Consider the following 16,989-nt stretch of genomic DNA (forward strand, 5'->3'; position numbering starts at 1 on the left):
TGATGGTGGCAGGCCGCCTGACAGGGCTATCGGAGACTCCGGTAATGGTGGCAGGCCGCCTGCCAGCGTCACCGAACACTCCGACGATGTTGGCAGGCGGCCTGCCAGAGTTGCCAAGTCGCACATCGAGGCCGCCTCAGGAGCCGAAAGCTGTTGGCAGGACACGATAGGGAGGACTGATCCCCCCGACCGAAGTCCGGGCCTATATCTTCAAATCGCCCGTAAGGCCCAAAGGATTACGGATCCAGCACCGCTCTGATTGGATCCGGCCGTTACCTTTGGCGCCGATTTTTCCGGAGGCGGAGGCTATACCTATTTATATAGGCATCGACCGAATGGGCATGGCCGATGCGCGTACCCCCGGAAGGGGGCGGCCAGAAGCGAGAAGATGACATATACTACAATAGAAGAATGATGACAATGACACTCAAGAAAATGATGGCCGCGGGCCTGCTGCTCTTACTGATGGCGGCATGTGGCGGCGCTAAGAAGGAACAGCACGGAGCGGGCCAGACGGACGCGACCGATGCGGAACGTACCGAACGACTCAAGCCGCGCTATGCCGAGGGCTTCAGCCTGCGATCCGAGGGCGGCGTGTGGCTGGTTGACATCCAGGACCCGCAGAAGGAGGACGAAGAGGGGGAGATGGCGGAGGGTGCCTACCGCTATGCCTTCGTGCCGCGCGGCAGTGACCTCCGGGCGCCTGAGGGCTACGAGCGGATCGAGATACCCGTCCGCAAGGTGGTCTGCATGACTACGCTCCAGCTCTCCAACTTCATCGCCCTCGACCGCCGCGACCTCGTGGCCGGTCTGACCAGCACACGCCACCTCTTCGACCCGCAGATCAACGCCCAACTCAAGGATGGCCGCACGCGTAAGATCGGCATCGAGGGCAACTTCGACACCGAGGTGGTGATGGGCATTGCGCCCGACGTGATCCTCATCTCGCCCTTCAAACGCGGCGGTTACGAGGCGCTCAAGGAGACCGGCGCACCGCTCATTCCGCACCTGGGATACAAGGAGCTGACGCCGCTCGGGCAGGCCGAATGGATCAAGTTCGTCGGCCTGCTGACCGGCAACGAGGACGCTGCGATCAAACGCTTCGACGAGATCGAGAAGCGATACAACGAGCTGAAGGCGCTCACGGCCGACGTCAAGGAGCGACCGGTGGTCTTCAGCGGCGAGATGCGTGGCGGCAACTGGTACGCTGTCGGCGGTAAGAGCTTCCTGGCGCGCCAGTTCGAGGACGCCGGCGCCGACTATTTCCTCAAGGACGACCCCCACTCGGGCGGCTTCACGCTCGACTTCGAGACCGTCTACGCCCAAGCCGTCAACGCCCGCTTCTGGCGCATCATCAACAGCTACGACGGTACCTTCACCTACGACGCCCTCCGGCAGGAGGACGCCCGCTATGCCGACTTCCGAGCCTTCCGCGAGCGGGGCGTGGTCTACTGCAACCTCAAGTCGCAACGTTTCTACGAGGGCGTGCCCGTGGAGCCGGAGGTGGTCCTGGCCGACCTGATCCACGCCTTCCACCCGCAGCTGTTGCCCGATCATAAGCCGGTTTACTACAAGTTGCTGAAGTGATGAAGCGCCATACAGCACTTATTCTGACGCTCATCGCCGCCTCCATCGCGCTCTTCTTCGTGCTCAACTTGGTGCTCGGATCGGTGGCCATCCCACTGCAATCGATCGTGCATATCCTCTTCGGCACGGGCGAGGAGTCGGAGGTGTGGCGCAACATCGTGTGGAAGTCGCGCGTGCCCCAGTCACTGACGGCCTTAGTGGCGGGCGCGGGGTTGGCCGTGAGCGGCCTGCAAATGCAGACCGTCTTTCGCAATCCACTGGCCGGGCCATCGGTGCTCGGCATCAGCTCCGGGGCCAGCCTCGGCGTGGCGCTCGTCATCCTGCTCTCGGGCAGCGTGGGCGGCGTAGCGCTGAGCAAGCTCGGCTACATCGGCGAACTGGCGCTCACGATCGCGGCCACCGTCGGCTCGCTGTCCGTCATGGCGCTCATCGTCTTCGTCTCGCAGAAGGTGCGGGGCAGCGTCACGCTGCTCATCATCGGCGTCATGATCGGCTATGTGGCCAACGCCATCATCGGCATGCTGAAGTATTTCAGCGTCGAGGAGGACATCCGCGCCTACGTCATCTGGGGCCTGGGCAGCTTCGCCCGCGTGTCGGGCAATCAGATGACGCTCTTCGTCGCCATCATGGCCGTGCTACTGCCGCTCTCACTGCTGCTGATCAAGACGCTCAACCTGCTGCTCCTCGGCGAGGGCTACGCCCGCAACCTCGGCCTGAACATCAAGCGGGCGCGCCTGAGCGTCATCTCCTGCGCCGGCCTCCTGACGGCCATTGTGACGGCTTACTGCGGGCCGGTGATCTTCCTCGGGCTGGCTGTGCCGCACCTCTGCCGCGGCCTCCTGCGCACGTCCGACCACCGCATCCTTATGCCCGCCTCCATCCTCACCGGCGCCTCGCTGGCCTTGGTCTGCAACCTCATCGCCCGCATGCCCGGCTTCGAGGGCGCCCTGCCCGTCAACTCCGTCACGGCGCTCATCGGCGCACCTATCGTGGTCTACGTGCTTTTCAGTAAACGAAGAAATGAAGTGAACGAATGAAAGAAACGACTATCCGCCTCCGCGACCTCAGCATCGGCTACCCCGACAAGCACAACACGAAGCGCGTGGCCGAACACCTCAACGCCTCGATCCACAGCGGCGAATTGACGTGCCTCCTCGGCACCAATGGCGTGGGCAAATCCACCCTGCTGCGCACCCTCTCGGCCTTCCAACCCCCGCTCGGCGGCACGATCGACCTGCTCGACCGTCCGCTCTCCACGTATGATGACCGGCAGTTGGCCACCGTCATCGGCGTCGTCCTGACCGAAAAGAGCGACATCCGCAACATGACGGTCGAGGAGCTGGTCGGCCTCGGGCGCAGTCCCTACACCGGCTTTTGGGGGACACTCAAGGAGGGCGATCGCAAGATCGTGCACGAGGCCATCGCCCGCGTGCGCATCGAGCCGCTCACCCAGCGCATGGTGCACACCCTCAGCGATGGCGAGCGGCAGAAGGTGATGATCGCCAAGGCGCTGGCGCAGGAGACGCCCATCATCTTCCTCGACGAGCCCACGGCCTTCCTCGACTTCCCCAGCAAGGTGGAGGTCATGCAGCTGCTCCACAACCTTACGCACACGCTCCAGAAGACCGTCTTCATGTCCACCCACGACCTCGAGCTGGCGCTCCAAATCGCGGACAAGATCTGGCTCATGGACCGCACGAACGGCATCGCCATCGGTACGCCTGAGGACCTCTCCTTAGAAGGCAAACTCAGCAGTTTCTTCTCCCGCAAAGGCATCACCTACGACACCGAAACGGGCTTCTTCCGCATCGACACGGACTACCGCCGCGAGATCCACCTCCACGGCCACGGCAGCCGTTACGCGATGGTGCGCAAAGCCCTGCAACGAAACGGTATCCGTGCCGACCGCCACGTCGCTGACGACTCCCTCCACATTGACACCACCGGCTCCGCAGGCGATCCCTTCGTCATCCACCGCGCAGACGGTAGCACCCAGTCCGCCACCAACATCGAGGCGCTGCTGTCGCTGATTGCGGATCAATGACGAGCCAGAAATACCCAGAGACGCCCTTACCAAGTTCCGTCCCCTGAGGGGATGAGGGCGTACCCGTCCGGAAAGTCCCCGTCCCCTGAGGGGATGGGAGCTTTTTTTGCGGTGACACCCCCGTCCCCTGAGGGGATGGGAGCTTTTTTTGCGGTGACACCCCCGTCCCCTGAGGGGATGAGGCGTAATTTCAAGATGACACCCCTATCCCCTGAGGGGATGAGGCGTAATTTCAGGATGACGCCCCTATCCCCTGAGGGGGTGAGGCGTAATTTCAGGATGAAGCCCCTATCCCCTGAGGGGGTGAGGTGTAATTTCAGGATAACACCCCTATCCCCTCAAGGGGATGAGGTGTAATTTCAGGATAACGCCCCTATCCCCCGAGGGAATGAGGTGTAATTTCAGGATAACGCCCTGTCTCCTCTTCGCCAATTGGGCAGACGTCCCCCGACACCCCCAATTATTGGGGATATGTGGGGGGGATGATCATAAAACGCCCCCGATTATTTGGGATTGGTATAAGAAGGGCACGGAAATATTTTTGCGCCCTCCAAAAGGACAGTGCGTAGCAGTGTGCATGCTCCGTAATGTCCCTCTTTACTAATCAAGGATACAGATGAATTTATCGGACTTACAGAACGGCGACTCGGCCGTCATTGTGCGTGTGTCGGGACACGGAGCTTTCCGCCGACGCATTATAGAGATGGGCTTTGTACGCGGACAGAAGGTCACGTCGATGCTCAATTCCCCGCTGAACGACCCCGTCAAATACGGCGTCATGGGCTATGAGGTCTCCCTCCGACGCAGCGAGGCAGCCATGATCGAAGTGCTGCCCGAAGACGAAGCCAACCAGCCCCTGCCGGACGGCCCGGAGGAGGCACCGAACGCGAACGACCCGACGAACCGTCGCCCGTCGGCCGACACACAGCCCGCACCACGCAAGAACGAAATCAACGTGGCCCTCGTGGGCAACCCCAACAGCGGCAAGACGTCGCTCTTCAACGTCATCTCCGGCGGGCGCGAGCATGTGGGCAACTATAGCGGCGTCACCGTGGCCGCCAAAACGGGGCATGTCACCTACAAAGGCTACCGCTTCAACATCACCGACCTGCCGGGCACCTACTCCCTCTCGGCCTATTCGCCCGAGGAGCGGTACGTGCGTCAGCATATCCTCGACCGCCGGCCGGACGTGATCCTGAACGTCGTCGTAGCCTCCAACCTCGAGCGCAACCTCTACCTCACCACCGAACTGATCGACCTCAGCCAGCCGACCGTCATCGCGCTCAACATGTACGACGAGCTGGAAGCGAGCGGCGCCACGCTCAACCACGAGAAGTTGGGCGGCATGATCGGCATACCGATGGTGCCCACCGTGGCCCGCACGGGCGATGGCATCGACACGTTGCTCAACACGATCATCGACCTCTTCGAGGGCCGCAACCGCGTGACGCGTCAGGTGAACATCAACTACGGCACCACGATCGAACCCGAACTGGCCATCGTCTCCCGCCTCATGCAGCAGAGCGACGAGCTGCCCCGCCAGTTCCCACCCCGCTACTGGGCCCTGAAGCTCCTTGAGGGCGACACCGAGGCGCAGCGTACCCTGCGCAGCTGTGCGGCTTACCCGGAGTGGAAGGCGGCGGCCGAACGGGGCGCGGAGAAGATCCACCGACTGCTGGCCGAACAGACGGAGGCCGCCGTCATCGACCGCAAATACGGCTACATCGCCGGCGCCCTCCGCAAGGTCTACACCCCCGGCACCGTCGACCTCAACCGCGCCACCGACCGCATCGACCGCATCGTGGCCCATAAGTGGCTTGGCTTCCCCATCTTCATCTTCCTCATGTGGCTCACCTTCTCCACCACCTTCTGGCTCGGCAAGTATCCGCAAGACTGGATCGAGGCCGCCTTCGCGTGGCTCGGCGAACTGCTCCGCACACACATGTCTGAGGGGCCGCTGCGCGATCTGCTGGCCGACGGCGTCATCGGTGGTGTGGGCAGCGTGACCGTCTTCTTGCCTAACATCTTGCTGCTTTACCTCTTCATCTCGCTCATGGAAGATTCGGGCTACATGGCCCGCGCAGCCTTCATCATGGACCGCATCATGCACCGCATCGGCCTGCACGGCAAGTCGTTTATCCCCATGCTCATGGGCTTCGGCTGCAACGTGCCCGCCATCATGGCCACGCGCACGATCGAGAGCCACAGCAGCCGACTGATCACGATCTTGATCGATCCCTTCATGTCGTGCAGCGCACGCCTACCGGTCTACATTCTGCTCGTCGGCACCTTCTTCTCCGCCACCGCCGGCACGGTGCTCATCTCGCTCTACGCCTTCGGTATCCTCATGGCCGCCCTCACCGCAGTGCTCCTGCGCCGCGGCGTCTTCAAAGCCGACGAGACGCCCTTCGTGATGGAGCTCCCCCCCTACCGCATGCCCACCGTCCGCGCTACGCTGAAACACATGTGGGACAAAGCCGAGCAGTACATGCGCAAGATCGGCGGCGTGATCCTTGTCATCTCCATCATCATCTGGTTCCTGAGTTATTACCCCCGCACCGAGGTGCCCACCGACACCACGCTCGACCCTGTGGCACTGTCCGAAATGCAATACGAGAATTCTTTCCTAGGTCGCATCGGCAAGTTCTGCCAACCCCTCGTAGCGCCGATGGACTTCAACTGGAAGGCTACCGTGGCGCTCCTCTCCGGTGCCGCCGCGAAGGAGGTGATCGTCAGCACGCTCGGCGTGCTCTACAGCAACGCGGACGAGGCCTCGCTCTCCGGCACCCTGGCCGCCTCGGGCGACTTTACGCAGCGTTCAGCCCTGGCCTTCCTGATCTTCATCCTCCTCTACTGCCCCTGCATCGCCTCACTGGCCGCCATCGGCAACGAGACCGGTAGTCGCAAGTGGGTAGCCTTCTCCATCCTTTATAATACGGGTGTGGCGTGGCTGATGTCGTACGGAGTCTACCACCTCGCGGGGCTGTTTTTGAGTGCCTGAGGCTGTTCTTTTTGCCCTCAATACGGCTCGCATACCCAGTAATAGCGAAGGGTAAGACAGTAATTTACCCACAATTAGGGATTTCGCCCCCCGCTCAGCACCCGTACCTTTGCGGTGTGAATTTTTAGTTAGACATGGATAAAAAAACCACGTAAGTCAAATAAATTTCTTTTCTGGAATCGACCGTAAGTGATTACCGTCGATTCCTATATTTTTATCCCTACCCCTCCTCCACACATTCCCCTCCCTTCGTCTTGTGACATAACGCGTATGTCGATGTAAGAATAAAGCCCGCAGAGACTCTCTACGGGCGTCACGCGATGGCCAAAGTGCCTTTGGAAATCTTGCACCGGCGGCGCAACGACTAAAACCATAGAATAGGGACGCGCGTACATTTAGTCATACACGCGCCCCACACTTTCGCGTGCTGCATAGGCTCGACAGGCGATTGTACGGGTACAATCGCGCTCCGTCATCGCTTGTCGCGGATCTTTTCGTAGGACTGGATCTCCTCCGTCTGCTTGACGTCTACGCTGCGGCCGCCGCTGAAGGAGTACGAGAGAGAGAGGCCGAAGTATTGCTCGTGCGAGCGGTTGGCCTCGACGAGGCGAAGGTCGGGCGTCTCGGTGTCGATCACGCGGCCGTGGCGGAAGAGCTTGAAGTTGAGCCGGAGTGCCAGCCGATCGCGCAGGAAGGTGTGGTAGACGCTACCCGACATCTCATAGACGGTGCGGTAGATACGGTCGGTGAAGTGGTACGTAGGCTCGTAATAGCCCTCGAGCGAAGCGCCCATGTGCGGCGTGAAGCGGAACGTGTTCGAGAGCGAGAAGTAGTATTTCTGCTGACCGCTGACGTCGAAGTCCTCCGACTTAGATCCGAAAAGCGTGTACATCACCATGCCCTTCAGCTTCCACCACGGCAGGGGATCGAAGCGTGCCTCGGCGCTAAGTCCGAGCAGACGCTCGTATTTGGCGTTCATCGGTTTCGTGTAAGTCACGGACGGCAGGGCAGGATCCATCCGCGTGGCGTAATAGATCGGGGTCTCGTTGTAGATGTAGATCGTGTTGAAGGAGAGATGGTCGTAGAGGTCGAGGACAGCCGTGAGGGTGTGCGACTTGCAGGGGACGAGGTCGGGGTTGCCGGTCGTGTAGCTGTGGTCGTCGGTGTACTCGCGGTGAGTCGTGAGGGCACTGTAGGGGATGTCGTCGACGGCTTCGGTGTAGTTCAGGGTGGCGGAGATCTTACGCGCCTCGTTGATCATCCACAGCAGGTTGAAGGAGGAGTAAGCGTCCCAATCGTCGTGCACGGTGAGGTCGGCGGCAGCGTCCGGGCGATAGGCGATGCGGCTCTCCTGCACGCGCAGCCCGACGCCGTACTGTAGGCGTTTGCCGATAGGGCCTTGCACCTCGGCATAGATGGCGGGCATTCGTCCCTCGGCGTAGGGCAAGGTGCGGAGGTGGCGCTCGTTGGTGAGGTCGTAATCCACGGTGATGCGACGGTAAGCCAAGCCGCCGTTGATGGCGAGGCCGGAGGCGAAATTCTTGTTGAGCGACGTGCGGGCCTCGAGCATGTTCGTCGTCTCTTCGGAGCGATTCGAGAGGGTGTCTAAATTGGGCGAGGGGAGGAGGCGCAGGGTCTGCATGCGATTGCGGGCGTACTGGCGGAGGTAGTCGGCGCCGATGTTGAAGGTGCTACCCTGGTCGTCCAGCTCGCGGTCGAAGCGGAGGGTGCCCTGGTACGTGCGATAGGTGTAGGGCGTCTCGATGCGTGTGGTGTAGAGCGCCGTGTCGGCCCAGCCCGACGGGGTGCGCACGAACGTGGCCACGTCGGTGCGGGGTTTGGCGTGGTCGGTAGAGAAGTATAGCGAGGTGCCGAGGGTGTTGCGCGGAGTGAGGTCGTAGGTCAGGCTGAGGCGGTCGTAGAGGCGGTGCGTCCAGCCGCGAGACTGTACGTCGGTACGCTGCGCGCGTCCCGTGCGGAGGAAGTCGTACGTGTTTTCGTCGTCGGTGGCGAGGTAGTAATCGGTATAAGAGAGGACATTGTAGAGGCTCAGGCGATTGAATCGGCCGTTGTAGACGGCGTAGGCGAAGTCGCGCGAGAAGCCGTATTTGGAGTACACATCGGCGCCGGCCATGGCATAGCCGTAGTATCCGCCATCCAGCTCTTTGCGGAGTGTGATGCGGATCACGGCGCCGCGTGTGGAGGCAAATTCACTGCTGCCGGGCGTGTAATCCACCTGCACACGATGGATGCGGTCGGCGGGCAGGGCAGCCAGGTCCTTGATGTCGGTCAGCCGGATGCCGTCCACGTAGACCGTTCCGACGGCTTGCCCGAGCACTTGCAGCTCTCCATCACGGCGCGTCACGCCGGGCAGTAATGCCAGTATCTCGTCCGCCTGTCGGCCCTGTGTCACGGTCGAGCCGAGCAGGTTGGCCGTGTATCCGCCTGCACTGCGGCGAATGCGATCGGCCGTCACCGTGACCTCGCCGAGCGCTGCCGCCTCGGGTCGTAAGGTGACGACGACGCCCGGCCGTGCCTCAACGACTTGCGTCTCATAGCCCACGAAGGAGACCTTCAGCACGCGTTTCGCAGCCGTGCCAGGGACGGACAATGAGAAGGCGCCATTGGCGTCGGTGATCGCCCCCGCCACAAAGGCAGAATCGGGCAGCGCATAGGCTACCACATTGACAAACTCCATCGGACGTTTTGCGTCGTCCACCACGCGTCCGGTCAGCTCCTGCGCCCGAACCACGCCTGCCATACCGATCAACAGGATCAGCACAGCGCATACTCGTTTTGCTTTCATAATCTACTTGATTGGTTGTTTTATTTCACGATTGAAAAACGATCGCTCCGTGATCTTATTGCTAAGTGCAAAAAAAAACGAACGAGCACCGTGTTCTTGAGCCTATTTGGAGATGATGGGCAGGGCGACCGCATCAAAAAGGCGCCTTTCCATGTGCATCTACGGAAACGTGAGTTCGACGTAAGAATAACGTGAGTTTGATGTGGGCCATCCCAGCGATTTCCTGAGGAAATGAGCCGAAATAGTTTTGTGGCGGCCGATTTCCTGAGGAAATGAGCCGAAAAAGTTTGTGGCGGCCGATTTCCTGAGGAAATGAGCCGAAAAAGTTTGTGGCGGCCGATTTCCTGAGGAAATGAGCCGAAATAGTTTTGTGGCGGCCGATTTCCTCAAGGAAATGAGCCGAAAAAGTTTTGTGGCAGGCGATTTCCTCCAGAAAATCGCACATCGAACTCACGTTACGGAAAGGAAAGCTACGCGCGGGGTAGGATCTCCGCAGGTCGGCAGAAAGTCTGGAGGCTGGTACGGTTCAGATGCTGCCGCCCGGGCATGATGAAGGCAATTCCGGCTCGTTTCGCCCTCACAGCCGTATCTTTGGACACTCAATCCATTAACCCCCACCGGACATGATTAAAATATTTGAGACATCGAAACTGAAGAGCCTTGATCAATATACGGTCGACAACGAACCGATCTCGTCGATCGATTTGGTCGAGCGAGCGGCCGTGACCTTTGCCAATGAATTTAAGCGCAACTTCTCCAAGCAGCGACGCGTGATCGTCTTTGCGGGGCAGGGTAACAACGGCGCCGACGCCTTGGCCGTAGCCCGACTGCTGGCCGAGGAATCGTATCGCACGGAAGTCTACCTCTTCAACCCCGGCCAACGACTCTCGCCGGACTGTGAGGAGAACAAGCAGCGCATCTTGGCTGACGAGAAGGTACGCCTCTATGAGGTGATCGACGACTTTGATCCGCCCGAACTCACCGAGCATGACGTGGTCATCGACGGCCTATTTGGCTCCGGCCTCAACCGCCCCCTCACAGGCGGCTATGCGGCCGTAGTTGGCTACATCAACCAGTCCAACGCCACCGTCGTATCCATCGATATGCCCTCCGGACTCTTCGGCGAGGACAACCTGAGCAACAACCCCGACAGCATCATCCGCGCCAAAATGACGCTCACCTTCGAGTTCCCCAAGCTGGCCATGCTGCTGCCTGAAAACGAGGCCTACGTGGGTCGCTGGAAGGTGCTCCCCATCGGCTTGCACCCCGACATTATCCAGAAGACGCCGACGGCTTATCTCATGGTCACGGACGAGGACATGGAGCGGCTGATCCGTCCCCGCAGCCGCTTTGCACACAAGGGCGACTTCGGCCATGCGCTGCTCGTCGCCGGCGGTAAAGGCCGCATGGGCGCAGCGCTCTTAGCCGCCTCGGCTTGCATGCACAGCGGCGTGGGTAAGCTGACCGTCCACCTGCCTCAGCGGGGCGAGATGGTGCTCCAGACGGCCGTTCCGGAAGCCATGATCGACCTCGACGCGGACCGCGATCGCATCACCACATTGCCGGATAGCCTGCGGGAGTTCGACACCATTGCCATCGGGCCCGGCATCGGCACGGACGAGCGTACGGCCTCCCTCCTGGGGCGTTTGCTGCGCTCGGTAGACCAGCCCCTCCTCCTCGACGCCGACGCGCTGAACCTGCTGGCGCGCAACCGCGAGCTTATGCCGCTCCTCCCGCCGGGCACCGTGCTGACGCCCCACCCACGCGAGTTCGATCGGCTGTTCGGCGAGAGCGCCAACGGCTACGACCGACTGCACAAGGCGGCCACGACCGCCGTCAAGCACGCCATCTGTATCGTCCTCAAGGGCGCCTATACGGCCGTCTGCGCGCCGCAGGGGCAGATCTACTTCAACACCACCGGTAACCCTGGCATGGCGACGGCCGGCAGTGGCGACGTGCTGACGGGTGTCATCGCCGCACTCATGGCGCAGCGCTACGATCCGGTCAAGGCGGCCATCATAGGCGTCTTCCTGCACGGTTCGGCGGGCGATCTGGCCGCAGCGCGGTCGTCGGAGGAGAGTCTGGTGGCCAGCGATATTGTCCACGAACTGGGCCGGGCCTTCCGTATGCAACAGGCGGACGACTGACGGACGTACCGCGGGCGGTGACCACAAACGGGCCACCGTAACCGATCACTACCAAAAAGGGTTGATGGGCCAAGCAGGCTCACCAACCCTTTTCTTTTGGCCGCAGTCGACGGTCGCCCCCGTCAGCCGATGCGCGTGCAACGGATCACTACCCGGCGGCCGTCGGCCAGGGTGGTGGCGAAGAGGTAGACGTCGCCACCGTCGGCTATCCGCAGTCGGGCGCGGAGGGCGTCGGGCGAGAGGGGGAAGTTGCGCACTGCGATGTTCGCGCGGGGCACGGTGCGGGCCATCACGCGGGACAATTGGCGACCGAACGGCAGCACCTCGTCCACACGGAAGCGTCGGCCGGGGAAGTCTGTCACCTCGGCGCTCGACGTGTAGAGGTGGCTGTCCGTGTGCAGCTTACCGAGGCCCATGCGCTGAGCTACGAGTCGGAAGGCGCCCGCCTTGAGGATCGCGGCGTTAGGCTCGTAGAGGAACGACGAGACGGAGGCGGTGACGGCCGACGGTGCGGCGCGCTCCTCATCCGGGGTGAAGCGGAAGACCTGCTCCCCGCCGTCGGCCGTGAGGTGAACGCAGTGGATCATTGGCGGTGCGGCGTGGGCGCGTCGGACGACGAAGGTCAGCTCCTTGCACTCGCCCCGGACGGCCAGCACGTGGATGTCCGACGTCCCCGGTAGGCGGGCCAGCGTATGTTGCCAATCCAGCATCGGCGACAGTTTGGCGATGAGCGTCGGGGCCTTAGACAGGATCGTCGGAAGCAACTGCTCGAGGTCCGGACTGCAATCGGCCAACGCAAACAGTCGGCGGTCGCAGCCGTCGCGTCGCGAGGGGTCGATATAGCAGATGTCCACGGGCGGCAGGATAAGGAGGGCGTCCTCAGCCGAAGCATGGAGGCCGGTCACGTTGCCTAACCCCAAGGCGGAAAAGTTATGCATGGCCGCCTCGAACGTCGGGCCGTCGCGCTCCACATAGATGACGCGTGCCACGCGTTCGGCTAAGCTCGCGGTATCCACCCCGAGGCCGCCCGTGAGGTCGCAGAGGCTACCGACCGCGCCCTCGATAAGCCGCTGTTTGTAGCGCGCCGCCGCCTCCGAGGAGCACTGCTCGACCGACCGCCGCGAGGGGAAGACGAGCCGATCGCGCGCCGCAAACCACTGGGGCAGCTTATCCCGGATTCGGCGGTGCGATTCGATCTGTATAACGGCAAACGGCACGTCTACCCGGGGGTAACGTGCCGCTGCGAGCAGCAGCGAACGGGTGTCGTCCGCTGCGTGATCGGCTATGAATTGCCGCATGTCCGCGGAAAGTTCCACGGAGGCTATGAATGTGTGATTTCCACCTTCTGCGTAGGCGCCATGTGCTGCTCACGGTAGGCCACACGCTCCACCACGCGCTCGGCCAGCTGCCGGAAAGCCATGCCTGTGACCGTATCCTCGTCCAGCGCAGCCGGCTCGCCGACGTCACCACTCTCACAGATACTCTGCACGAGCGGAATCTGCCCGAGCAGGGGCACACCTAACTCCTCGGCCAAGCGCTTGCAGCCCTCGCGCCCAAAAATGTAGTACCGGTTCTCTGGTAATTCGGCCGGAGTGAACCACGCCATGTTCTCGACGAGACCCAACACGGGCACATTCACCTTGTTGTCAACGAACATACTGATCCCCTTACGGGCGTCAGCCAGCGCCACCTGTTGCGGTGTGCTGACGATCACGGCCCCGGTCAGCGCAAGGGTTTGCACGAGGGTGAGGTGGATGTCGCTGGTGCCCGGTGGCAGGTCTATGAGCAGGTAGTCCAGCTCGCCCCAGTTGGCTTCGCTAATGAGCTGCTTGAGCGCATTGCAGGCCATGGCCCCACGCCAGAGCACGGCCTCGTCCGGGTTGACGAAGAACCCAATCGACAGCATTTTCACGCCGTAGTTCTCGATGGGGATAATCAGCTCCTTGTCGCCCACCTTCTCCAACGCAGGCCGGGCGGCCTCCACGTCAAACATTTTCGGCTGCGAGGGGCCGAAGATGTCGGCGTCCAGCAGTCCCACGCGATAGCCAGCGGCAGCCAGCGCCACGGCCAGATTCGCCGATACGGTGCTCTTGCCCACACCGCCCTTGCCCGAGGCCACGGCGATGATGTGTTTGACGCCCGGCAGCAGCGGTGCCTCTTCCGAGGCGGGGCCGACGGGCTGCATCTCCTGCCGTGAGGTGGTGCTGATGTTGCCCTTGATCTCCACGTCCGGCGAAACGTAAGCCAGAATCGAGGCCTCGGCGGCCTTGACCACCGATCGGGTGAACGGATCGTTGGGCTTATCGAAAATGAGCGTGAAAGAGACTTTCATGCCGTCGATACGGATATCATCGTCCACCATTCCGGACTCCACGAGGTTCTGCCCCGTGCCTGGGTATCGCACTTTTTCCAGTGCGTCTAAAATCAATTTCGGATAAAGTTTCATCTTATATAATCGTGTTGTGCAGCCACTTGGCCGCTATAGTTTATAAGGACAAGCCGGGCAGCCATCTGGGGTGGATGGGACCTTTCGGCCTGTGATTCAAAAGCATTTTTGAGGGGGTAGCCCCCGATCGGGAGATGCCCCGGAGGCCCTTGCCGCGTGTCAGCCCTCAGCGGGAGGAGCGACGGGAGCGGACGGGCCGGGCGGGCGACAGTTGGCCGCGCCCATAGCTTCGGTACGCGTCGCGCTCGATCTCCACCTCCGGTTCGATCCAAGCCTCGCGCGGGGTGAGGCAGAAGCTGAGGTACTTGATGGTTAGGCCGCGGTCGAGCCACTGCTGCTCGTAGTGTGTGCGGATGGCGCGCACCTCGTCGAGGCTCGTGTCCGCGGTATCGGCGTAGAGGTCGGCCGTGCAGGGCGCCGCCTCCAGCTGGTTCGCGCGGAGCATTTCGCAGGTGTAAGCAAAGAGAAACGGGCTGTCGGTCTTGAGGTGGACGCGCCCGCCCTCCTGAGGCAAGATGCCGCTGTAGAGCGCCATGAAGCGGGTGCTGGTGAGGCGTTTCCGCGCCTTCTGCATTTGCGGATCGGGGAAGGTGATCCAAAGTTCGTCCACTTCGCCCGGCTCGAAAAAGCTGGCCAAAAGTTCGATGTCGGTCCGAAGGAAGGCCACATTGCCCATCTGGCGAGCTGCGGCCACGCGTGCGCCGGCCCACATGCGGGCGCCCTTGACGTCGATGCCGACGAAGTTCGCGTCCGGGTGCCGCTCAGCCAGTCCGAGGGTGTATTCCCCGCGCCCACAGCCCAATTCGAGCACGATGCGCCCGGGCCTTCCGCCGAAAGCGGCCTCCCGCCAGCGACCTTTCAGGGGGCAGCCGCCGCCCTCGGCCAGCGCGGCGTAAGGGTATTGGAAGACGTTGGGCAGGGCTTCCATCTCGGCGAATTTTTGGAGTTTATTTCTTGACATGGCGGCAAATGTAGCGGAATCCGGGGGCTATGACCGTTCGTCAGCGGTCGGTGTCGTAGTGCCCATCGGGGGCGACTGAGGCGTCTCGGCCTCCCCGGTAGGTTCCATCGGGGGCACGGCGGACAGGGCGGCTGCTTCCGTAGTGCCCATCGGCGGCGCCTGAGGCGTCTCGGCCTCCCCGGTAGGTTCCATCGGGGGCACGGCGGACGGGTCGGCTGCCGACCGTTTTCGTTTCGGGGGCGCCTTCGTGTCGGTCGCCTCCGCCGAATCCTTCATTTGGAGCCGCTTCTTGCGTATTCCCTCGATTCGTTTGAACGAGACCTTGCTCTCGTGCGTGCGCTGGTTGATTTGGTCGATCAGACGACTGATGACTTGGCGGTCGGGGTCGTTGTCGGACGCAATGTAGGCGGCTTCGATGTAGCGGAAGATGGTGTTCAAGGTCTGGTCGTTCACCTTCCGGATCGCCTGGCCCGCGAGGCGGTTTGCGCCGGCGGCTACGGTCGAGCGGACCTCGCGCAACGACTTAAATTCTTCGTTGCGCTCCCGGAGCAAGCTCACGATCGTATCTACCTCCAGCTGCTTCAGCGCCTCGGCGGCCTCCGCCGTAGACAAATCCCGGAGCAAGGAGTCGATATGCGCCGTCTTCCCAGATCGCCTTTGGTGCTGCAGCCCCTTGTAAGCATCGATAATGGTTTTCAGCAGGAGCCCCGACTCGCGACGCGCCACTATCGGAGAGCGCGCAGCCTGCCGAATCTCCTGAAACAGCCCCGTCAGACATTCGTTTCGCTCCGCATCCTTGTCGCGAAGGGCCTCCGACTCTTTCGCCGCCCGTGTCTCGCGGACGACATCCTCCTCCGTCTTAATATCCGTGAGCCACTGGAGGAAATCGGCCTCCTCCAGACCTATTTTTCGAGGCTCCATCTCGGTGATCACGCCATAAAGTCGTTGCTGATAGTCGAGATGGAGATCCAGCGGGAAGCGACTGTTTCCCGGTTCATCGATCGTTTTAACCGGTCTCATTATTTCGTTTTTCGTTTACTTCTATTGAACACTATTTTGCTATCGTCCTGCAAATATATGGCAGCCCCCTTGAACCTCTGGCCCTCGCCGTAGACCCTTCCCGGGGCGCCTGACCGACGGTGGCCGGTAAATTGATTTTCGTTGGAGGCGGGTCTGTGTCCGGGGCTATTGTCGTGAGGGGCTTTGCCCCCTATCCCCCACACCCTTTTCTTGTCTTGATACAAGAAAAGGGCGCAAAAGAAAATCAAGCCCCCACCGGGGGCGGGGAAGCTGGCCGGGTACGGGATGGGGCTATTGAAATGGTTTCCGACGCGGGCAGCCGACGTGTGGGCGCCGTTGTCGGCTGTCAGGGTAGGGGCGAATTGTATTCGCCCCAGCACGTACCAAAAAGGAACGGGGGCGCCTGACGGTCAGTGGCCGGTAAATGGGTTTCCATCGGAGGCGGACGACGGCCGGTGGCCGGTAAATGGGTTTCCATCGGGGGCGAATGGGTGACACGGGCCGACAAAATAAATTCCGGCGGGGGCGGGTTTGTGTCAGTGGCCGGTAAATGGGTCTCCATTTGAGGCGAATGGGTGACACCGGCCGGTAAAATAATTTCCGTTGGGAACATTGGACGCAAAGTCGCTCCCGAATGGGTTTCCAACGGGGAGATAGGAATGATCTATACACAGAAAGACAGATGGTTCGGCTACTCCCACCGGATAGACGCTCGCATCGGATTTTATTTCATGGACTCCCGTCGTTGTCTCGCCTCCATTGAGGATATCAATGGGGGTGTGTTTTTGAAATTATGCCCCATTGAATACTTCAACGATAGCGTGATCGCACAATTACACCCCATTGAACACTTCAATGAGGGTGTGATCGCAAAATAACGCATCATTGAAGGCCTCAACGGGGGCGTGATCGTGAAATAGGTTCCCAAACGGATTTTTTATGGAGGCGACGGTGCGCCGGGGGTTCGTGAAATGTTT

The 16,989-nt window shown here is 61.4% G+C and carries 10 protein-coding genes; 5 read left to right on the plus strand and 5 right to left on the minus strand.

The features are described 5' to 3' along the window. Positions 1–420 precede the first annotated feature (420 nt). The 4 genes from C7123_RS01995 to feoB all read left to right on the plus strand — a co-directional run bounded on the left by C7123_RS01995 (position 421) and on the right by feoB (position 6,632). Positions 421–1,587 (plus strand): ABC transporter substrate-binding protein, encoded by a 1,167-nt coding sequence (locus C7123_RS01995; RefSeq protein ID WP_069175613.1) that lies wholly within the window; start codon positions 421–423, stop codon positions 1,585–1,587. Continuing rightward, positions 1,587–2,624, plus strand: a complete 1,038-nt coding sequence (locus C7123_RS02000) for an iron ABC transporter permease (protein WP_069175614.1) — start codon at positions 1,587–1,589, stop codon at positions 2,622–2,624. The genes C7123_RS01995 and C7123_RS02000 overlap by 1 nt, the downstream gene beginning before the upstream one ends. Further along, positions 2,621–3,631: an ABC transporter ATP-binding protein gene (locus C7123_RS02005; protein WP_069175615.1), complete on the plus strand. Its 1,011-nt coding sequence runs from the start codon at positions 2,621–2,623 to the stop codon at positions 3,629–3,631. The genes C7123_RS02000 and C7123_RS02005 overlap by 4 nt, the downstream gene beginning before the upstream one ends. Positions 3,632–4,247: 616 nt before the next feature. Then, entirely contained in the window at positions 4,248–6,632 is a 2,385-nt protein-coding gene (feoB, locus tag C7123_RS02010; RefSeq protein ID WP_069175616.1) for a ferrous iron transport protein B, read from the plus strand. 472 nt (positions 6,633–7,104) lie between these two features. On the opposite strand, the gene C7123_RS02015 is transcribed toward feoB, so the two are convergent. Then, positions 7,105–9,438 carry an outer membrane beta-barrel protein gene (locus C7123_RS02015; RefSeq protein WP_083206923.1) on the minus strand — a complete coding sequence of 778 codons (2,334 nt, stop codon included), beginning with the start codon at positions 9,436–9,438 and terminating at the stop codon, positions 7,105–7,107. 623 nt (positions 9,439–10,061) lie between these two features. On the opposite strand from C7123_RS02015, the gene C7123_RS02025 reads away from it, so the two are divergent. Beyond that, positions 10,062–11,585 (plus strand): bifunctional ADP-dependent NAD(P)H-hydrate dehydratase/NAD(P)H-hydrate epimerase, encoded by a 1,524-nt coding sequence (locus C7123_RS02025; RefSeq protein ID WP_038010090.1) that lies wholly within the window; start codon positions 10,062–10,064, stop codon positions 11,583–11,585. Positions 11,586–11,707: 122 nt separating this feature from the next. Here C7123_RS02025 and C7123_RS02030 read toward each other — a convergent pair whose 3' ends face one another. The 4 genes from C7123_RS02030 to C7123_RS02045 form a co-directional block, all read right to left on the minus strand. Continuing rightward, complete coding sequence (locus C7123_RS02030; protein ID WP_069175619.1) at positions 11,708–12,901, minus strand: THUMP-like domain-containing protein; 1,194 nt, start codon at positions 12,899–12,901, stop codon at positions 11,708–11,710. Between the two features lie 5 nt (positions 12,902–12,906). Further along, on the minus strand, positions 12,907–14,031 hold the full coding sequence (locus C7123_RS02035) for an Mrp/NBP35 family ATP-binding protein (protein ID WP_037980464.1): 1,125 nt from the start codon (positions 14,029–14,031) through the stop codon (positions 12,907–12,909). A 166-nt stretch (positions 14,032–14,197) separates the two neighbouring features. After that, complete coding sequence (gene trmB, locus C7123_RS02040) at positions 14,198–14,992, minus strand: tRNA (guanosine(46)-N7)-methyltransferase TrmB (protein WP_037998039.1); 795 nt, start codon at positions 14,990–14,992, stop codon at positions 14,198–14,200. 27 nt (positions 14,993–15,019) lie between these two features. Next, complete coding sequence (locus C7123_RS02045) at positions 15,020–16,012, minus strand: DUF6261 family protein (RefSeq protein WP_069175620.1); 993 nt, start codon at positions 16,010–16,012, stop codon at positions 15,020–15,022. Between the last annotated feature and the right edge of the window lie 977 nt (positions 16,013–16,989).

This window comes from Tannerella serpentiformis, assembly GCF_003033925.1.
Classification (GTDB): Bacteria; Bacteroidota; Bacteroidia; order Bacteroidales; family Tannerellaceae; genus Tannerella; species Tannerella serpentiformis.